This is a genomic window from Bacillus sp. FJAT-53060, from assembly GCF_037104745.1.
In the GTDB taxonomy this organism is placed as follows: Bacteria; Bacillota; Bacilli; order Bacillales; family Bacillaceae; genus Bacillus; species Bacillus stratosphericus_B.
The window spans coordinates 1-18,905 of sequence record NZ_JBAWSW010000043.1; the positions used below are offsets into that span (position 1 = coordinate 1).

Sequence of the window (18,905 nt, forward strand, 5' to 3'; positions counted from 1 at the left end):
TCTAAGCAAGCTCTCACGATCAATGAGGTATCGTTTTACCGCTTTGATTTTATCTTCAATTGTAAATTTAGCCAAAGAAAAGCACCTCCAAATGTTAGACTGTGTCTAATATTTGGGGTGCACTTCAGAAACGGGGGTTTTTTAATTCGTTCTTGATGAATCAACTAATGAGCTTGTTTTGTAATCGTTCAAATCAAGTTTCCATTGGTCGATATCATTTTTCTTCATGTTGACTTCTACTGTTTGTTCAGAAGAAGATGGTCCTAATTTTTTCTCTTCAGGGTAGATAGAGAGTAAACATTTTTGTGCATCATTATAAGACGCTGTACGATTTTTGCTGTAGAACTCAGTTGCTTCAAGTAGTAAAAATCACAATAAGTAATGAATATTTTTTCTGTTATGTGTATGATCACATGATTTATGTATCGCTGACAGCGAATGATGTTTAGACAGGCCATCGACACGGAGCGTTTTTTCATGTCAAAATGTCAGTCATTTACACAAAAACTCCACATAAAATAAAAAAGAAATGAGATGGAGGTGGATGTATGGCAGTGGTAAGAGCGACAAGCTCTGATATTGACTTATTGGCCAGACTGCTAAGAGCGGAAGCAGAGGGTGAAGGGAAGCAAGGAATGCTGCTGGTAGGAAATGTAGGCATCAATCGTCTGCGTGCCGACTGCTCTGACTTTAAAGGGCTGCGTACGATTCCACAAATGATTTATCAGGAGCATGCGTTTGAGGCGGTCAACCACGGATACTTTTATCAACGGGCGCGAGAAAGTGAGAAGGCACTTGCGCGGAGGAACATTAACGGAGAACGATTTTGGCCTGCAAAATTCAGCCTTTGGTATTTTAGACCGCCTGGAGATTGTCCACCGACTTGGTACAATCAGCCGTTTGTGGCAAGGTATAAGTCGCATTGTTTTTATGAGCCAACAGCCGAAACGTGTGAAAATGTGTATAACACCTTTTAGCTTGATGAACAGCACAATCCTCTTTGAACGAATACAGAGGGTTGTGTTTTTCTTTTTTTCTTGTAACAAGGGATTGAGGAAATGAAGATGTATCGAGATTTAAGTTGTATGGATCAATGTCACCTCTGCTGTCTGACCCTTAGGTATGCCGACTTAATCATATGAAGTAATGGCATCATCAACATCCTTTCATCAATACGCTGAATGTTCTCTACTCACAAGTATAAAGAAATACATGGAAGGAAGGAAATGATAGGGTTTACCCTCAATTAGCATCTATGTAAATTATATCAACATATGAAGACGCACCAACACTTCGTTCATCAGTAAAAGCTGTCTACTAGAACATTCGACAATGTTTCACATAAAACACTTCATTTACGACATGAACTATTTTGAATGACGATCTTTTCTTTAAAAAATAATATGTTATTGAAACCTATAATGAACATAGACGTATATACTAGTAAATAGAAAAAAGAGTAAGGGGCTCCCATGTCATTTCATGAATTTTGTCGAATTTTCATGTATGATGTTTTTAATAGGGCCCATCGCTTAATAAATGGATTTTTATTATGCTGGAGGAGTGATTGATTTGGCAATTACATTAGAAAAAGGTCAACGCATTGATTTAACAAAAGGGAAAGCAGGGCTAACGAATATTCTCGTTGGACTTGGCTGGGACCCCGTATCACAAGGCGGCGGTTTTTTAGGAAAGCTGTTTGGCGGCGGAGGCGGCGCTGATATTGATTGTGACGCTTCAGTACTGATGCTGAAAAATGACAAGTTTATAGAAAATAGAGATTTGATTTATTTTGGCAACTTGAAAAGCGGATGCGGAAGTGTTGAGCATACAGGTGACAACCTGACGGGTGAAGGAGACGGTGATGATGAACAAGTCCTCGTCAACTTAAGCAAGGTGCCAGGTAATGTGAATAAATTGGTGTTTGTCGTGAACATTTATGATGCCCTTAGAAGAAACCAACACTTTGGGTTGATTCAAAATGCTTACATTCGCATTGTTGATCGATCAAACAATCAAGAATTAGTGAAATATAATTTAAAAGATGAGTATGCAGGAAAAACATCATTAATCGTTGGAGAGCTTTATCGTCACGAGAATGAGTGGAAGTTTGCGGCTGTTGGAAATGGTACAAATGATGCGAAGCTAGCCGATATTACGAGAAACTACATTTAATTAGAAGGGAGAGGTTCCTCGTGGGAATTTCTTTAGCGAAAGGTCAAAAAATTGATTTAACAAAAACGAATCCAGGCTTAACAAAAGTGGTAGTAGGTCTTGGCTGGGACGTAAACAAATATGACGGCGGACATGACTTTGATTTAGACGCAAGTGTATTCCTTTTAGATGCGGCAGGCAAAGCAAGCTCTCCATCTGATTTTGTCTTTTACAATCAAACAACTGGCGGAGGCGGCAGTGTCGTACATACAGGCGATAACCGAACTGGTGCTGGAGACGGAGATGACGAGCAGGTCAATGTCGACCTTTCAACTGTACCAGCAAATGTTGAGAAGATTTCATTTGTCATTACGATTCATGATGCAGACGCGCGCAGTCAAAACTTCGGACAAGTCTCTAACGCATATGTACGTATTTTAAATGCGGCATCAAATGAAGAGCTCATCCGTTATGATTTGGCAGAGGACTTTTCAATTGAAACAGCGATTATTGTAGGCGAGTTATACCGTCATGGCGGGGAATGGAAATTCTCGGCTGTTGGATCAGGCTATCAAGGCGGACTTGCCCGCATTGCAACGGACTTCGGCTTAGATATCGGGTAACGATTAATTTCCATATTTTCAAAGACAGGAGAGATACGGATATGGCGATTCAGCTTTCAAAAGGACAACGTGTCGATTTAACGAAAACCAACCCAGGACTGACAAAAGTGATGATCGGACTTGGCTGGGATACGAATAAATATTCTGGTGGAGCCGAATTTGATTTGGACGCTTCAGCTTTCTTAGTGAATGCAAACAATCGTTGTCAGCAAGATACAGACTTTGTTTTCTATAATAACCTGCAGCATCCGAGCGGCAGTGTCACTCATACAGGTGATAATCGTACGGGTGAAGGAGATGGAGATGACGAGCAAATTCTCGTTGATTTCTCAAAAATTCCTGCTAACATTGATCGTATCGGAATTACAGTCACGATTCATGATGCAGAGGAGCGTAGTCAGAATTTTGGACAAGTCTCGAATGCATTTGTTCGTGTTGTAAATGAAGAGGGCGGGGAAGAATTGATTCGCTTTGATTTAGGCGAAGACTTCTCAATTGAAACAGCTGTAGTGGTGTGTGAATTGTATCGCCATGGAAGCGATTGGAAGTTTAACGCAATCGGAAGCGGGTTCTCTGGCGGACTTGGAGCTCTTTGTCAAAATTATGGGTTAGAAGTGTAAACAAGAGAAAAAATCCATTTAGAGGCGCTGTCAATAACTCATATGAGGGTCTTTTCCAAAGTGAGAAAGAAACAGCGAGAAGAATAGCGGCAGGCGAAAGCCTACTGATGCTTTACACTTATAGGAGGAAAACCTGTTGGATATTTTGAAACATATGTTGGACACGTATGCCTCGTTTTTTGATTGGCATATGTGGGCAGAGGTATTAACAGACCCTGTCTCTTGGGGGCTCATTGGGACCCTTGTCGTACTTGAAGGATTGTTATCAGCAGATAACGCATTAGTATTAGCTGTCATGGTCAAACATTTACCAGAAAAGCAGCGTAAAAAGGCATTAACCTACGGACTGATTGGCGCTTATTTCTTCCGTTTTCTATTCATTGGCGTAGGGATGCTACTCATCAAGTTCTGGTGGATTAAGATTCTAGGAGCAGCTTACTTAGCATGGCTTGTCATCAAGCACTTCTGGTTAGGTGATGGTGACGACGAAGCGAAGGAATTGAAAAAAGAAGGCTGGCTTGTTCGTGTATTTGGCGTGTTCTGGGCAACCGTTATTTCTGTAGAAATTATGGACCTTGCCTTCTCCGTTGACAGTATCCTTGCTGCATTCGCTGTATCTGAGGAAGTATGGATTCTTCTTTTAGGCGGAATGCTTGGAATTCTGATGATGCGTACAGTGGCACAGTTATTCCTTGTTCTCATTGACCGTGTACCAGAGCTTGAGAATACAGCGTTTATTCTCATTGGGATTATTGCAGCCAAAATGGCATTGAGTGTTGCTCATATTGAAATCCCGCACCTATTATTCTTTGCGATTATTATCTTAGCATTTATCGGCACGTTTATTGTTCATAAAATCAATAAAAAGAAACATCAAGATGTGACCAACGAAGCTGCGGCTTCAAAAGAAGAATAGGATGATTAAAAAGGAATGGAGTTTACTAGCGGCTCCATCCTTTTTTGAATCGTCAAGTCATTTGATTGATTTTCTCTAAACAACTCGAGGGAGGCACTGCATGCGATATTTTCGTTTTTTATCAGAGGCGAGGCAGCACAATATTTTTTTGAAGCGGCCGACGGCGATCCATTCATTGACGCCAAGGCATGTACTTGCGCATGCACTAGGTGCTACTTTGTATATGCCTGCGACAAGACAGGATGTAGCAGACATGTTGCTTTCTCAGAAATATGAAGCGCTTTGCTCTGTTGTGTTGTGTTTGGAGGATGCCATCGGTGATCAAGAAGTGGACATAGCTGAACAGAATTTAGCGGCACAATTGACCAGTCTTACGGAGAAATTCACTCATTTTCCTGAAGCGGCTGAGTATTTGCCGCTTTTATTTATTCGAGTTCGTTCGCCGAAGCAGTTGCTAAAAATGGCAGACTTGCTCGGTTCAGCCATTCATCTATTGACGGGTTTTGTGTTCCCAAAGTGTTCTGTTCATAATGCAAAGGCATATTTGGACAGCTTGAAACGGGCTTCAGCACAAACGAAGACGAAACTTTATGGAATGCCCATTTTGGAAACACCAGATTTATTAGAAAAAGAGACGAGATGTAGGGTGTTGTCTGAGTTAAAGCAAATCATGCTGAATGAAGAGGAATATATTTTGAATATTCGCATTGGAGCAACGGATCTTTGTGGATTGTATGGGATTCGCCGTGATCGTACGACCACCATCTATGAGATCAGGCTCATTGCTGATTTAATCACAGATATCATCAATTATTTTGGCCGTTCTTTTGTGGTATCTGGTGCTGTATGGGAACATTTTGGCCCGGCACGAAAAGAACAAAAGCCCTTCATTCGTGCGTTCTCTAAGAGCGGCCAGTCTTATTCATCTGAACTCGATCATGTACAAGGACTGCTCAAGGAGACAAGACTGGATGTGGCAAACGGCATCCATGGAAAGACAGTGATTCATCCAACACATCTCAAGCCAGTTCAAAGCATGTACGTGGTCACAAAGGAAGAATATATGGATGCTTTAAGCATTTTGGAACATGCGGATGGCACAGTTGGAGTGATGAAGAGTGCATTCTCTAATAAGATGAATGAAGCGAAGCCGCATTATGGATGGGCAGAGCACATTCTCATTAAGTCAGACATTTACGGGGTGTTTCATGAAAATAGAAGCTATATCGACATACTCACAGAAGCCGAAGCCGCATACGCTGAGCATCTTGGAACATATGGAGGTTGAGCTTGATCTCAAAGAAGGCATGCTTCAACTGGAAAAAGAGCACCTTTTTGAGATGGCGGCAAGGGTGAACAAAAAACGAGCCTTTTTATTTGTTAGTAAGGTGCTCGGTAAACATATTCCTGTTCATCCAGTGAAACCGCTCCTTGTCTCAGGTCTTTTGGCAATGGCTTATGCTATAGAGCAAACAGGTAAGACGCTACTACATCAAGACCTATTAGTAGAGGCCTTAAAGACGAACGACCATGCGTTGTTAACTGAAGCCTATGATTCACTCAAAAGAGAAAAGCTGTTGACGGGCAAACAGCCAATCGTGATCGGTTTTGCTGAAACGGCTACAGCACTTGGCCATGGTGTGTATGACGTATTAGAAGGAGCATCATACATTCATACGACACGTGAACAGCTACTAGATCTTGATCCTACATTGGTATTTGAAGAAGAGCATTCACATGCAACGGATCAGTTTTGTTATGCAGACGAAGCATTACTTCATACTAACCGCCCCATTATATTAGTAGATGATGAAGTCACGACAGGGCGTACAAATATCAACATCATTCGGGATCTCCATGCAAAGTACCCGCAACATTCTTATACCATTCTTTCCATTTTGGACTGGCGGACAGAGGAGCACGAGGAAGCCATGCTTCAGTTTCAAGAGGAGCTTGGTGTTCACATCACCGCATTGTCCTTATTAAAGGGACAGATGGTCTTTCGGGGAAAAACATTGGATGAGCCAGCCTATTCGTATGAAATTGCTGAGCGGGAGAAGACACCAGATCTCTCTTTTCATTCTCTTCGATCTTTCTTTGGGCAAGTTCCATATTCACTTTCTCATGCAACAAACTCTGCAGGTCATACGCCCTATATACATGAAACAGGTCGATTTGGTTTAAGCAGAGAAGATACGAAAGTGATCGATCAAGCAGTTGCTGAGGCTGGGCTGAAACTCAAGCAAGAGCGCAAAGGAAAACAGACACTCTGTTTAGGAACAGGTGAGCTGATGTATGTGCCGATGAGACTTGCAGCACATATGGGAGAAGGCGTCCTCTTTCATTCGACGACGAGAAGTCCGATTCATCCGGTCGAAAAGGATGGATATGCTGTTCAAAATGGCTATGCATTTTTGAGCCCCGAGGATACTAGAATTCAGCATTACGTGTACAACATACCAAAAGATCAATACGATGATGTGTTTCTCTTTTTCGAGAAAAAGGTCTCTCAAGCGACATTGCTTCCGCTTGTTCACTTATTTGCTGAGCGGCATGTGAAGCATGTGCATATTGTGACTTTATCAGACGAGGTGAAGCTGAATGACTAATGTGTATACAAAGATGGGAAGCTATCCAGAGCAGGATGTAATCTTCTTACTCAAGGATTTATCATCGATTGAGATGGAGAAAAGTACAGAGGAGCGAGAGCGTTCTATTCAAGGCGGTGAGCATTATTCAGAAATGCTGCCAATTGAATATAAGCCGACGGCATCTTATATGACCTTATTCTATCAATCTCTTGAAGAAAGTAAGCATAAGGTAGCAGAAGCAGTAGCCGTTGTGGCAGAACAAATGATCAAAAATCGAGGCTTCCAAACAGTGCTTTGCAGTTTGGCTCGGGCTGGGACACCGATCGGGGTGCTCATCAAACGGTATATTCGAAAGACGTATGGCCTTGATCTGCCGCATTACAGCATCTCTATTATTCGTGACCGCGGAATAGACGAGAATGCGTTACATTATATGCTGAAAGAACATCCAGGCTTTGAGATTGCATTTATTGATGGATGGACCGGAAAAGGCGCTATTTCAAAGGAGCTTCAAAAAGCTGTGATTGATTTTGAACATAAATATGGGATTCGTCTTTCTAGTGAGCTGGCTGTACTGGCTGATCCGGGCTTCTGTACAAATGTATACGGAACAAGAGAGGATTTTCTTATTCCAAGTGCTTGCCTGAATTCAACGGTGTCGGGGCTTGTCAGTCGAACGGTATTAAACGACCGCTGGATAAATGCCGATGATTTCCATGGAGCCAAGTATTACGAAGAGCTGTTGGATGAGGATGTGTCCAATATGTATGTGGATACAATTGAAGAAGCATTTTCTAGGCTCGGATCAAATGTACAAGAGAAAGTAGAGACGATTCTCGGGCAAGGGATGCACGCTGATTGGCGAGGGATGTCGTCCATTGAGGCGATCGGTCAGGAATTTCAAATTAAAAATACGCACTTGATTAAGCCTGGTGTTGGTGAGACGACCCGTGTGCTGCTCAGGAGAATCCCTTGGAAAATACTGATTCAGCCTGGGTCTCAGGAGAAGCTGAAGCACATTCTACTGTTGGCAGAGGATAGAGACGTTCCCGTGATTGAATATGCCAATATGTCCTACACATGCTGCGGATTAATTCGTCCGGTGGAGCAATCGTCATGAAGAAATTTGCGTTTGCCAGTGATTTAGACCGGACGTTGATTTACTCACATCGTATGCTTGAGCAGCATGCGTATGAAGGGACATATGATTTAGTTGAGGTGCTGGATGAACGGCCGCTTTCCTACATGGCTGTTGAAACGAAGAAATCCTTACAGGCGATTCATCAATTCGGTTGGTTGATCCCAGTGACAACAAGAACAACTGTGCAATATGAACGGATCACTTATTTTCAACAAGAGCTGAAACCGGAATATGCGGTCACGACAAATGGCGGCTGCATCCTTCATCATGGCAGGCCTCTTGAGGATTGGCAGGCCATTGTAGATGAAAGATTAAGAGAGTGTATGCCAGTAAGAGACATGCTGAGAGCCATATCTGAGCTACCTGTTGCTGCTTGGGTCAAGCGTACTCGGACAGCAGAGGGAAGATTTCTTTACTTGATCATGAAAGGCGAGTATCTTTCTCGCATTCCCCTTGCTGAATTGAGGCTGTGGGGCGAGGAAAAAGGCTGGCAGGTTTCACTTCAGGGCCGGAAGCTTTATTTTATTCCACAGCCGCTCAATAAGTGGGCTGCTGTTGCTTTTCTAAAGGAAAGGCTGCATCTTGAATACGTTTATGGTGCAGGAGATTCCTTGTTAGATGCGGATCTCATTCGTCAGGCAGATACGGGCTTTGCGCCAAGGCATGGGGAAGTTCTAGACTTTGACCCATCACTTGAGCCGACGGAAGCATCTGGCATGGCAGCGGCCGATGAAATCACCGCATGTGTCATACAGCAGATGACCACTGCAAAAAAGCTTTCAATACGATAGCAGAAGTAGAAGGCTGAATGTTATGATAGTAGTATCTTTCAAGAAAATATAGGAGAAAGGAAGGAGCGGCGTGAGCCATAAAGAAATGAATGTTATCCATACACGGGCGGATCAGGAAGCCTGGAAAAACCTACTGAAAAAGCCGCTCCCTGAACGAGACGGCTATGTAAAGGACGAGCATACCTTATCCATGCCGAGTCTCGCCGCCCGGGTCCTTGGAACTCCGCATGATGCAACCGATTATTTTATTTATTTACATGAATTATATGAAACAGACGATATGCATATTTTAAGTGAAACACTCAATCGTCATATTGAGCCGGAGCATTTTCAAGCGCTCCAACGAATTCATTTGATTAACCAAGAAGAAAAGGGATTGTCCGTGAATCGCTTTGTGGCTTTTTTAGATGGCGAGCAGCTAATTGTACGTCATCCAAATCCTATAATGAATCGTCATATTCGCCTTTCGTTAATCAAGGTGTTTGAGCATTTCCAGCAGTTGCATGAGGGCGGATTTCAGCATTCCGACTTTCGCCGCGTCTTACTAGATGTGGTGAAGTTTTCAAATAACCATCTAGGGCCATGGCTAAAGGAAGTAAATATTGAAAAAAAAATGCCGGCTGTCATTTGGTATGGAGAGGCAAATAAAAGTCAGCTTTATTTTCTGTATTATGTCATGCTAATTGGCTGTGATGTTGTGCTATTTCATCCAGAAGGTAAGGATCCGTTTCGCGAATTAGATCCAGAAGAAAATATGACTTTTATTGATCCATATCCGGGGACTTCCAGGCTTGAGCCGTTCCCTACTGAAAAGCCTGAGAGGAAATCAACGGTGGCGTACCGTTCGACAAGAGAGCTTCAAGAGGTTCTCCACACAGAAGATTCAATGCTGTATAAGCCATGGCAATTCAGAGATCATACACCTCATTCCATTACGTTAAAGACAACATATGACGAGCTGTTTTTAATTGCAAAGGAACGATCATTTATCCGCCCTAATTTCAAAGCAGACCGGGTTACGATACAAATTCCGAATCTTTTTGCGAAAATGATGGGGGTCACGCGAGACAAGCGTGAATACTGGGACCGTATCCACACATTAATGGAGGGGAAAGAAACGAAGACCATTCGCCATTTCCCTTTTACGAAAGAGGTTTCCTCGAATTATCAATTTCATTATCAGCATGCACTTTCTCCTGCAGGAGAGATTGATCCTGAATTATTAATGAAAAGCAATGTGTGGCAGTTTTCTCATCTATATGAGGGCACGCAGCGTGCGATGGCAGAGGCGATAGCTCGGATCTGTCAGCATCCGAAGCTGTTAAAGGAAGGAAATGAGACTGAATTAGATGTCCGCATTTATTTATTCAAACAGCTTCTGCATATTAGCCAGGATCTGATTGAACTTATACAAACATTTGATTATGCACAAACCGTACCAAAAGTGATTTTATACCATACCGAATATAATGGCGAGTTGACTCGTTCCGATGCGGCTATCCTGATTTTTTTAAATGAAATGGGTGTGGATCTCTTCGTGTATCATCCGGCCGGATATCAGTGTATAGAGCGGTATATAGATGAACAATTATTTGATACACATTGGCTCGATGAAATGGTCATGAATCAAGAGTTTAAAGAGCCATCCATCGTCAGAAAGTTATTTCAATCCATCAAAAACCGATAAGGAGATCAGAGTTTATGACAAATACAAACGGAAATGACATCGTTTCAATTGATAAAGAGGAAATCACCATTGAGAAGGCAGACGATATTCGCGTTCAGCTTCGAAATGAACCAGAGGTGCAAAACATTGCGAGGCAGATTGATGCCAAAAATCAGCTGGACCTGCTCGAATACGGAAAGCAGCCGGCTATCGAAATCTCCAAGTTCTCTGATCGTATTCTTTCTATGATGCGTTCAACGAGTGTCACAGACTCAGGGACGATGCTCACACAGCTTGGAAAAATTATGGATCGCTTTGATAAAAACGATTTTGATGAGCCAAAGGGTGGTTTATTGTCAAAAATCTTTAAGCGCGGCGGTAGTATGATCGAAAAGATTTTCAGTAAATATCAAACACTGGGTGCAGAGATTGAAAAAATCAATGTCGAAATCAGTAAATATAAAGACGAAATGACCAAGTCGACTGTGACGCTTGAAGAAATGTATGAGCATAACATTCAATACTATATGGAGCTTGAAAAGTATGTCGTGGCTGGTCAAATGAAAATCGAAGAATTAAAGCAATTGGTTCCTTCTTATGAAGAAAAAGCTGCTAGTGGTAACCAACTGGCTCAAATGGAGCTGGATACGCTTCGTAATGGCATTCAGGCGCTTGAAGAGCGTGTGTATGATCTGGACATGGCACGGATGGTGGCTCTTCAAACGGCACCACAAATTCGTTTGTTACAGCGTGGTAATACGAAATTGATTGGGAAAATCAACTCTGCGTTTATCATTACCATTCCAATTTTCAAGAATGGAATCATTCAAGCGGTTACAGCGAAAAGACAAAAGCTTGTGGCTGATTCAATGAGTGAGCTTGATAGAAGAACTAATGAAATGCTGAAACGAAATGCTGAAAATATCTCAAGTCAAAGTGTAGAAATTGCGAAGTTATCTGGTCGTCCAAGTATCGATATTGAAACGATTGAATCCTCCTTCAATACAATTGTACAAGGAATGAAAGAGACAAAACAGATTGAAGAAGAAAACAAACGATTACGTGAAGATGGAACAAAACGTATGCTTGAGCTTCAAGATCATATTAAGCGGGCTGCACTAGAGTCCTAAAAAATGAGCTGTCTGTAACTAAAGTTGCAGGCAGTTTTTATAAATTTTATTAAAATTTAATTGAAAAAGGTTTTTATGTGACCATTTTCGGTCATTCCTGTTCAGGGGTGCAGCTCGCCAATGATCAAAAAGTCCACGAGTATTCGACTTAACACAATTAGGTATTCCCAATTATTTAATTACGGTAAAATATTTACTTTTTAGATAAAATACCCCATAAAATATGTAGTTTTTGAAGCATTCTTTAGGATTTAAGAGTAAAACGGCGTATAAACTCTAATCACCAGACCTCTATATGGAATTCATACATATTGTACGGAAATAAGCGAATTCTAAAGATTGTTCGCATCATAACGCTTATGTTACGGTTATAAAGATGCTAATTTGGAGGGGAATAATGAATTCTGAAGAAAGAAAGATCAAAATTAAGATAAATAATGTATCTAAAATTTTTGGTAAAAATGCTAAAAAAGCATCTCAAATGCTTGAAAAAGGCAAAACAAAACGAGATATCCTAAAAGAGACCGGCGCAACAGTTGGTGTCAATCGAGCAAATTTTGATGTTTATGACGGCGAGATATTTGTCATCATGGGGCTATCAGGGAGTGGAAAGTCCACACTTGTGCGGATGCTAAATAGGTTAATCGAACCAACCTCCGGTGAAATATATATTGATGGGGATATGATAACAAATATGTCAAAGGACCAATTGCGTGAAGTGAGACGGAAAAAGATCAGCATGGTCTTCCAAAACTTCGCATTGTTCCCGCATCGTACAATTCTTGAGAACACAGAATACGGTCTTGAATTGCAGGGTGTTGAGAAAGAAGTGCGTAAGCAAAAAGCGATGGATTCACTTAAGCTCGTGGGTCTTGAAGGATTTGAGGATCAGTTTCCAAACCAATTAAGTGGAGGGATGCAGCAACGTGTAGGGCTAGCCCGTGCACTTGCAAATGATCCAGACATATTACTAATGGATGAAGCATTTAGTGCGCTCGATCCACTTATTAGAAAGGACATGCAGGATGAGTTATTAGATCTTCATAGTTCGGTTGGTAAAACGATTGTTTTTATTACACATGATTTAGATGAAGCTCTGAGAATTGGTGACCGTATTGTTCTAATGAAGGACGGCAATATTGTACAAATTGGTTCACCAGAAGAAATTTTAATGAATCCTTCAAACGAATATGTAGAACGATTTGTTGAGGATGTAGATTTATCCAAAGTATTGACAGCTGGGAACATTATGAAAAGAGCAGAAACCGTTCAGATTGATAAGGGGCCAAGAGTCGCTTTAACCTTGATGAAAAACTTAGGTATATCTTCTATCTATGCAGTCGATAAGCAAAATCGCCTGTTAGGGGTCATTTCTGCAGAAGAAGCACAGCGAGCAAAGGAAAATCAACTAGCCTTAAAAAATGTTATTCAACAAAATATGAAAACAATTCATCAAGATACTGTTTTAACGGATCTTTTCGATCTTGTCTCAGAATCTAATATCCCAATTGCTGTCGTAGACGATAAAAACCGTATGAAGGGTATAGTTGTGAAAGGAGCACTCATTGGAGCGCTTGCAGGAAATGATCAATACATTAATTTAATTCACACACAGGAGGTGAACTAAATGCTATCTTTGTCATCACTTCCTAGAATCCCTTTAGCAGATTGGATTGATCAATTTATTGATTGGTTAACAGCGACATTTGGTGGAATTTTTGATGGTATTGCTAATGGTTTAGCTGCATTTGTTCAAATGATTACAGATGGTTTAGGATTTATTCCACCTATCATTTTGACCATCATTTTTGCTGGTGTTACATGGCTAATTAGTAAAAGAGGAATTGCGATCTTTGCATTAATCGGATTCTTTATCATTGATTATCTAGGTTATTGGAGTGCTATGTTACAGACGCTATCATTAGTCTTAACATCTGTTATCATTTCGATTATTATCGGTATTCCGATTGGCATTTGGGCTTCACAGAAAAATACGGTTAGGCAGATTGTGACACCTATTTTAGACTTAATGCAGACGATGCCTGCTTTCGTTTATCTGTTACCTGCTATTTTCTTCTTTAATATTGGGGTAGTACCTGGCGTTGTAGCTTCTGTTATTTTTGCGATGCCTCCTACGATTAGGATGACGATACTAGGTATCCAACAAGTTCCAGCTACTTTAATTGAAGCGACTGAGGCATTTGGTTCAACAACGAGTCAACGTTTGATTAAAGTGCAGTTGCCACTTGCCACAAAAACGATTCTAGCTGGGATCAACCAAAGCATTATGTTGGCCTTGTCTATGGTTGTCATTGCATCAATGGTTGGTGCGCCTGGATTAGGTGAAGAAGTATATCGAGCTGTTACTCAATTAAAAACAGGAACTGGTGTAGAGGCAGGGATTGCCATCGTTATTTTGGCTATTGTTCTTGACCGAATTACACAAAATATTAAGACCAAAAAAACTAGGGGGGATGTTTAATGTTTAAGAAAATTGTAGGAGTAAGTGCGGCAGCGATTTTGACTTTAGGATTAGCTGCTTGTGGTAGTTCAGCGAGTAATAAGGACGCATCAGTTGGAGAACAGGTGAAGTATAAGATTACTGGAATTGATCCAGGTGCGGGTATTATGGAAGCAACAGATAATGCTTTAAAGGATTACGATTTATCTAAGTGGTCAGTGACTTCAGGGTCTAGTTCTTCCATGACTGCGTCTTTAAAAAAGGCCTATGATAAAAAAGATCCAATCATCATTACTGGATGGAATCCTCATTGGATGTTCTCTAAGTATGATTTGAAGTATTTGAAAGACCCTAAAGGTGTTTATGGTGAAGCAGAAGAAATTCATACAATTACAAGAAAAGATTTTGCAAAAGATCAACCACAAGCAAATAAATTACTTAGCCAGTTTAATTGGTCTGAAGATGACATGGGAGAAGTCATGCTTGCGATTCAAGAAGGGAAAAAGCCAAAGGATGCGGCGGCGGACTTTGTGAAGAAACATGAGGACTTAGTAAGTAAGTGGACAAAAGGTGTAGATAAGGTGAATGGTGAAAAAATTAAACTTGTCTACGTTGCTTGGGATAGTGAAATCGCTAGTACAAATGTTGTAGGAAAAGTGTTAGAGGATTTAGGTTATAACGTAACGCTGACTCAAGTCGAAGCTGGGCCAATGTGGACAGCAATCGCTGATGGAAGCGGAGATGCTTCGCTTGCAGCATGGTTACCACAAACACATAAAGTATATGCAGAGAAATTTAAAGGCAAATATGAAGATGTGGGTACAAGTATGAAAGGTGTTAAAATTGGCCTTGTGGTTCCGACCTATATGAAGAACGTCAATTCAATCGAGGATTTGAAAAAATAGCCAAATATGTTGTGTTTCCCTTATATTAGAAGGGAGCATATAGAAAAAGCAGTCTGCTCAAAAGCGGCTGCTTTTTTCTTATACTAAGGATGATGGACGAGTTGTCGATGGTTGAAGAGACAATCATGATCTTCCTGATGGTGGTGGAGTGAGTAGCTGGATGTGGCAGTAGCAGATCGAAATGTTCAAGGAAACGTATGATTGCAATTGCTATATCCCTGATCTCATCGGTCATGGGACAAGAGCAAATGAAGAGCCATTTTCAATGAGAAAAAGCGCCCGTGAGGACATCTCATGGATTAGGTAGCATGCGCAAAGCCGTACAGTGATTCTCGTAGGATTCTCACTTGATGCGCAGATTGCCGTTGATGTTTTATCCACATCATAGAAAATAGCCGTCATCAACAGCGCTCTTGTGATGCCTCTGCCTCTTACGTACCTGCTATTAAAGAAAGATTGGTTTATTCAGCTTCAAGCCGAGAAGCTCGGAATACCAAGCCATGCAGATGGAGCACTATGCAACTGATTCAAAACATTTGCTGAAGGAAACCCTTCAAACGATGTTCCAAGAAAAAATCTCCATTACAAGCTCCAAACACATTTCAGTAAGCGAAGGCACGTATTCTCGTCACAGTGGGAGAAAGAGGCATTATGAAACGGTCATCGAAAAAATAATCAATGCACACCCGCAGTGAGGTGTCATCGTTCCAGCCATTGGTCATACGTTTACATTTGAAAAGGAAGAACTTTTTACTGAAATGGTCAAATCCTTTGTGGAGATGCGTGATGTACCAGCGGATTTAATGGGAATCACCAGACAGGTAGCTGTAGAGGTGGTTATGTTCGGAGAAGGGGTTGTCAACTCGTCAATCCAATATCAGGTTTTTGCACCCATTTGGTTTGTCATCGGTCATGTGTTTATTTGTATCGGGGTATGATCAACGGGGGACCTTAGAGAGTGGGGCAGCTTTCTTTGTGAAAATATGTATGGAGACAGCGGTTTGAAACCATAATAAGAGTGTTCACAAATTCGATACATATTTTTTTGAGCAATCCCCTTGCAAAAGTTTGTGATGTATTGCACAATATAAATGTGAAAATATTCACAAACAAAACAACTTAGTTTTACGGGAGGATGAGGAAACATGACAAATGAGAAAGTAAACAAAGTAGCACTTATTGGAGCAGGTTTCGTTGGCAGTAGTTATGCCTTTACATTAATAAATCAAGCGATCACAGATGAATTGGTTGTTATAGATTTGAACCAGGACAAAGCAATGGGTGACGTGATGGATTTAAACCACGGGAAAGTTTTTGCCCCGCATCCTGTGAATACATGGTATGGAGATTATGAGGATTGTCAGGATGCAGATATTGTGTGTATCTGTGCTGGAGCGAACCAAAAGCCAGGTGAAACAAGACTTGACCTTGTTGAGAAGAATTTAAATATATTTAAAGGCATTGTAGAAAATGTCATGAAAAGCGGATTCGATGGCATTTTCTTAATTGCCACAAACCCTGTTGATATTTTGACATATGCGACTTGGAAATTCAGTGGACTTCCAAAAGAAAGAGTGATTGGTAGTGGTACCACTCTGGATACCGCAAGATTTAGATATATGCTCAGTGAGTACTTTGAAGCAGCGGCGTACAACGTGCATGCGTACATCATTGGAGAGCATGGGGATACAGAGCTTGCTGTTTGGAGTCATGCGAATATCGGAAGTGTACCGATCACAGAATTAATGAAGAGAAATGACCAATACAAACAAGAAGACTTAGATGAGATAATGGAAAATGTTCGTCACGCCGCTTACCAAATTATTGAGAAAAAAGGGGCCACATACTACGGCGTAGCGATGAGTTTAGCTCGCATCACAAGAGCGATCTTGCATAATGAAAACAGCATTTTGACTGTCAGTACGTATTTAGATGGAGAGTACGGAGCAGAGGATGTCTACATTGGTGTACCTGCCCTTGTGAACAGAAATGGTGCAACAAACGTGATGGAGCTTGCACTAAATGACACAGAAAAAGAAAAATTCGAACATAGTGTGAAAGTGTTAAAAGAGATCTTGGCTCCTCATTTTTAATCAATCAAGGCAACCTATCTGAGCAGAAAAGGATGAATCGTTATGTGGCAGCAAATCTATGATCCGTTTGGTAATGAGTTCGTGAGTGCATTGGTGGCAATGCTTCCAATTTTATTTTTCCTACTTGCATTAACCGTATTTAAGTTAAAAGGTGTTTTAGCCGCTTTTTTTACCTTAATCGTCAGTTTTGTAACAGCTGTTTTCTTCTTTCATATGCCAATTGAAAAGGCATTATCTGCTGTGCTGCTCGGTATATCTAATGGGCTGTGGCCGATTGGATATATCGTCATCATGGCCGTATGGCTCTATAAAATTGCTGTGAAATCAGGAAAATTTGATGTCATTCGTTCTAGTATTGCAGGGATCTCTCAAGATCAACGTCTTCAGCTCTTATTAATTGGTTTTAGTTTTAACGCATTTTTAGAGGGCGCAGCTGGATTTGGTGTACCGATTGCAATCAGTGCTGCCTTACTAACAGAGCTTGGGTTTAAACCACTCAAAGCTGCGATGCTCTGCTTAATTGCCAATGCTGCATCTGGCGCATTTGGTGCAGTGGGAATCCCAGTCATTACAGGGGCGCAAATGGGTAATATCACACCGCTCGCTTTATCTCAAACTCTTGTGTATACGATTCCGTTTATTTCGTTCTGTATCCCGTTTCTACTGATTCTGATTGTAGACGGCTTCAAAGGGATCAAAGAAACTTTGCCAGCACTACTTATTGTTAGTGGAAGTTATGCCATTTTGCAAGCTGTGACGATGGTCACTATGGGTCCTGAGCTTGCCAATATTATTTCAGCCTTAGCAAGTATGGGGATCTTGGCTTTATTTCTTCAAAAATGGCAGCCAAAACATATATATCGTGAAGAAGGAGCACCAGCCATTGAACAAAAGCAAACGTATAGCGGCATTGAAGTCATGAAAGCATGGTCTCCGTTCTATATCTTAACTGCTGTTATTACAGTATGGAGTCTGCCAGCATTTAAAGCATTGTTTGCTGAAGGAGGACCACTGAACTGGACGACGATTTTAGTGAAAGTGCCGTTTCTACATCAGCAAATTGTGAAATTACCGCCAATTGCACAAACAGAAACTCCAATTGATGCGATCTTTAAGATGGATGTCGTCAGTGCAACAGGTACTGCCATTTTCATCGCGGTCATACTGACAGGATTGTTTAGCAGAACGATCAAATTAAAAGAAGGCGCTGTCTGCTTAAAAGCAGCGGTGAAGGAGCTTTGGGTACCTGTTCTCACCATTTGTTTTGTCATGGGTTTTGCAGGCTTGTCGAACTTTGCTGGACTTAGCTCTGCGATTGGACTTGCGCTTGCAAAAACAGGCGATTTATTCCCTCTTGTCAGCCCAGTGCTTGGTTGGATTGGTGTGTTTATTACTGGGTCTGTTGTAAGTAATAATGCCTTATTCGGTAACCTTCAAGCGGTCACTGCTTCTCAAATCGGCTCACAGGTAGGTCTATTAATCGGTGCGAATACGACCGGTGGAGTCATGGCGAAATTAATTTCTCCACAATCAATCGCCATCGCTACAGCAGCTGTAGGAGAAACAGGTAAAGAATCAGAGCTCTTTCAAAAGACGGTGAAGTACAGCTTCATCTTGCTCGGTATCGTGTGTATATGGACATTCATTCTTGCTCAATTTTTATAGAGTATTCAAAAAGACTGAGATCTGATATTATCCCCTCTAAGTAGACAGTGTAAAAAGCCCAAGAACATATCTTGGCTGTTACACTATACTTGGAGGGGATTTTTTATGGCTAGAAAGGGACAACAATTTCAACACTATTCTAAAGAATT

At 41.2% G+C, this 18,905-nt stretch carries 17 protein-coding genes and 2 pseudogenes; 18 read left to right on the forward strand and 1 reads right to left on the reverse strand.

Annotated elements, in window-relative coordinates; all coding sequences use genetic code 11:
* Positions 1-141: 141 nt before the first annotated feature.
* Positions 142-348: pseudogene (locus WAX46_RS13365) on the reverse strand (DUF5105 domain-containing protein); the annotation flags it as partial.
* 200 nt (positions 349-548) lie between these two features.
* Here WAX46_RS13365 and WAX46_RS13370 point away from each other — a divergent pair.
* The 18 genes and pseudogenes from WAX46_RS13370 (at position 549) to WAX46_RS13455 (ending at position 18,756) form a co-directional block, all read left to right on the forward strand.
* On the forward strand, positions 549-977 hold the full coding sequence (locus WAX46_RS13370; RefSeq protein WP_226569497.1) for a cell wall hydrolase: 429 nt from the start codon (positions 549-551) through the stop codon (positions 975-977).
* A 595-nt stretch (positions 978-1,572) separates the two neighbouring features.
* Positions 1,573-2,175, forward strand: a complete 603-nt coding sequence (locus WAX46_RS13375) for a TerD family protein (protein WP_226569499.1) — start codon at positions 1,573-1,575, stop codon at positions 2,173-2,175.
* A gap of 20 nt (positions 2,176-2,195) precedes the next feature.
* Positions 2,196-2,777, forward strand: a complete 582-nt coding sequence (locus WAX46_RS13380; RefSeq protein WP_226569501.1) for a TerD family protein — start codon at positions 2,196-2,198, stop codon at positions 2,775-2,777.
* A 41-nt stretch (positions 2,778-2,818) separates the two neighbouring features.
* Positions 2,819-3,397: a TerD family protein gene (locus tag WAX46_RS13385; RefSeq protein ID WP_226569503.1), complete on the forward strand. Its 579-nt coding sequence runs from the start codon at positions 2,819-2,821 to the stop codon at positions 3,395-3,397.
* Positions 3,398-3,533: 136 nt separating this feature from the next.
* Entirely contained in the window at positions 3,534-4,313 is a 780-nt protein-coding gene (locus WAX46_RS13390; protein WP_226569505.1) for a TerC family protein, read from the forward strand.
* Positions 4,314-4,413: 100 nt separating this feature from the next.
* Positions 4,414-5,601, forward strand: coding sequence for an HpcH/HpaI aldolase/citrate lyase family protein (locus WAX46_RS13395; RefSeq protein ID WP_336494186.1), 1,188 nt, complete (start codon positions 4,414-4,416; stop codon positions 5,599-5,601).
* Positions 5,591-6,922: a phosphoribosyltransferase family protein gene (locus tag WAX46_RS13400; protein ID WP_226569526.1), complete on the forward strand. Its 1,332-nt coding sequence runs from the start codon at positions 5,591-5,593 to the stop codon at positions 6,920-6,922. The genes WAX46_RS13395 and WAX46_RS13400 overlap by 11 nt, the downstream gene beginning before the upstream one ends.
* Positions 6,915-8,024, forward strand: coding sequence for a cysteine protease StiP family protein (locus tag WAX46_RS13405; RefSeq protein WP_336494187.1), 1,110 nt, complete (start codon positions 6,915-6,917; stop codon positions 8,022-8,024). The genes WAX46_RS13400 and WAX46_RS13405 overlap by 8 nt, the downstream gene beginning before the upstream one ends.
* Entirely contained in the window at positions 8,021-8,836 is an 816-nt protein-coding gene (locus tag WAX46_RS13410) for an HAD family hydrolase (RefSeq protein WP_226569511.1), read from the forward strand. Before WAX46_RS13405 ends, WAX46_RS13410 begins: the two co-directional genes overlap by 4 nt.
* 70 nt (positions 8,837-8,906) lie before the next feature.
* Positions 8,907-10,523 carry a YceG family protein gene (locus WAX46_RS13415; protein ID WP_376776463.1) on the forward strand — a complete coding sequence of 539 codons (1,617 nt, stop codon included), beginning with the start codon at positions 8,907-8,909 and terminating at the stop codon, positions 10,521-10,523.
* 14 nt (positions 10,524-10,537) lie between these two features.
* Positions 10,538-11,632: a toxic anion resistance protein gene (locus tag WAX46_RS13420; RefSeq protein ID WP_226569513.1), complete on the forward strand. Its 1,095-nt coding sequence runs from the start codon at positions 10,538-10,540 to the stop codon at positions 11,630-11,632.
* A gap of 397 nt (positions 11,633-12,029) precedes the next feature.
* The gene (locus WAX46_RS13425) at positions 12,030-13,259 is read left to right on the forward strand and encodes a quaternary amine ABC transporter ATP-binding protein (RefSeq protein WP_226569515.1); all 1,230 of its coding nucleotides are present in this window, start codon (positions 12,030-12,032) and stop codon (positions 13,257-13,259) included.
* A 9-nt stretch (positions 13,260-13,268) separates the two neighbouring features.
* Positions 13,269-14,114 (forward strand): glycine/proline betaine ABC transporter permease subunit OpuAB, encoded by an 846-nt coding sequence (gene opuAB / locus WAX46_RS13430; protein WP_226569530.1) that lies wholly within the window; start codon positions 13,269-13,271, stop codon positions 14,112-14,114.
* A complete protein-coding gene (locus WAX46_RS13435) occupies positions 14,114-14,998 on the forward strand; it encodes a glycine betaine ABC transporter substrate-binding protein (RefSeq protein ID WP_226569516.1) in 885 nt (294 codons plus the stop codon). The genes opuAB and WAX46_RS13435 overlap by 1 nt, the downstream gene beginning before the upstream one ends.
* A gap of 500 nt (positions 14,999-15,498) precedes the next feature.
* Entirely contained in the window at positions 15,499-15,693 is a 195-nt protein-coding gene (locus tag WAX46_RS13440) for a hypothetical protein (protein WP_336494188.1), read from the forward strand.
* A gap of 99 nt (positions 15,694-15,792) precedes the next feature.
* Positions 15,793-15,936: pseudogene (locus tag WAX46_RS13445) on the forward strand (YfcC family protein); the annotation flags it as partial.
* Between the two features lie 207 nt (positions 15,937-16,143).
* Positions 16,144-17,091 carry an L-lactate dehydrogenase gene (locus WAX46_RS13450; RefSeq protein ID WP_336494189.1) on the forward strand — a complete coding sequence of 316 codons (948 nt, stop codon included), beginning with the start codon at positions 16,144-16,146 and terminating at the stop codon, positions 17,089-17,091.
* 42 nt (positions 17,092-17,133) lie between these two features.
* Positions 17,134-18,756: an L-lactate permease gene (locus WAX46_RS13455; RefSeq protein WP_336494190.1), complete on the forward strand. Its 1,623-nt coding sequence runs from the start codon at positions 17,134-17,136 to the stop codon at positions 18,754-18,756.
* Positions 18,757-18,905: the final 149 nt, after the last annotated feature.

Coding starts and splice junctions, on each gene's coding strand:
- WAX46_RS13425 (WP_226569515.1), top strand. CDS start 12,030: ATGAATTCTGAAGAAAGAAAGATCAAAATTAAGATAAATAATGTATCT.
- WAX46_RS13450 (WP_336494189.1), top strand. CDS start 16,144: ATGACAAATGAGAAAGTAAACAAAGTAGCACTTATTGGAGCAGGTTTC.
- WAX46_RS13385 (WP_226569503.1), top strand. CDS start 2,819: ATGGCGATTCAGCTTTCAAAAGGACAACGTGTCGATTTAACGAAAACC.
- WAX46_RS13455 (WP_336494190.1), top strand. CDS start 17,134: ATGTGGCAGCAAATCTATGATCCGTTTGGTAATGAGTTCGTGAGTGCA.
- WAX46_RS13395 (WP_336494186.1), top strand. CDS start 4,414: ATGCGATATTTTCGTTTTTTATCAGAGGCGAGGCAGCACAATATTTTT.
- WAX46_RS13440 (WP_336494188.1), top strand. CDS start 15,499: ATGCAGATGGAGCACTATGCAACTGATTCAAAACATTTGCTGAAGGAA.
- WAX46_RS13410 (WP_226569511.1), top strand. CDS start 8,021: ATGAAGAAATTTGCGTTTGCCAGTGATTTAGACCGGACGTTGATTTAC.
- WAX46_RS13435 (WP_226569516.1), top strand. CDS start 14,114: ATGTTTAAGAAAATTGTAGGAGTAAGTGCGGCAGCGATTTTGACTTTA.
- WAX46_RS13370 (WP_226569497.1), top strand. CDS start 549: ATGGCAGTGGTAAGAGCGACAAGCTCTGATATTGACTTATTGGCCAGA.
- WAX46_RS13400 (WP_226569526.1), top strand. CDS start 5,591: ATGGAGGTTGAGCTTGATCTCAAAGAAGGCATGCTTCAACTGGAAAAA.
- WAX46_RS13405 (WP_336494187.1), top strand. CDS start 6,915: ATGACTAATGTGTATACAAAGATGGGAAGCTATCCAGAGCAGGATGTA.
- WAX46_RS13420 (WP_226569513.1), top strand. CDS start 10,538: ATGACAAATACAAACGGAAATGACATCGTTTCAATTGATAAAGAGGAA.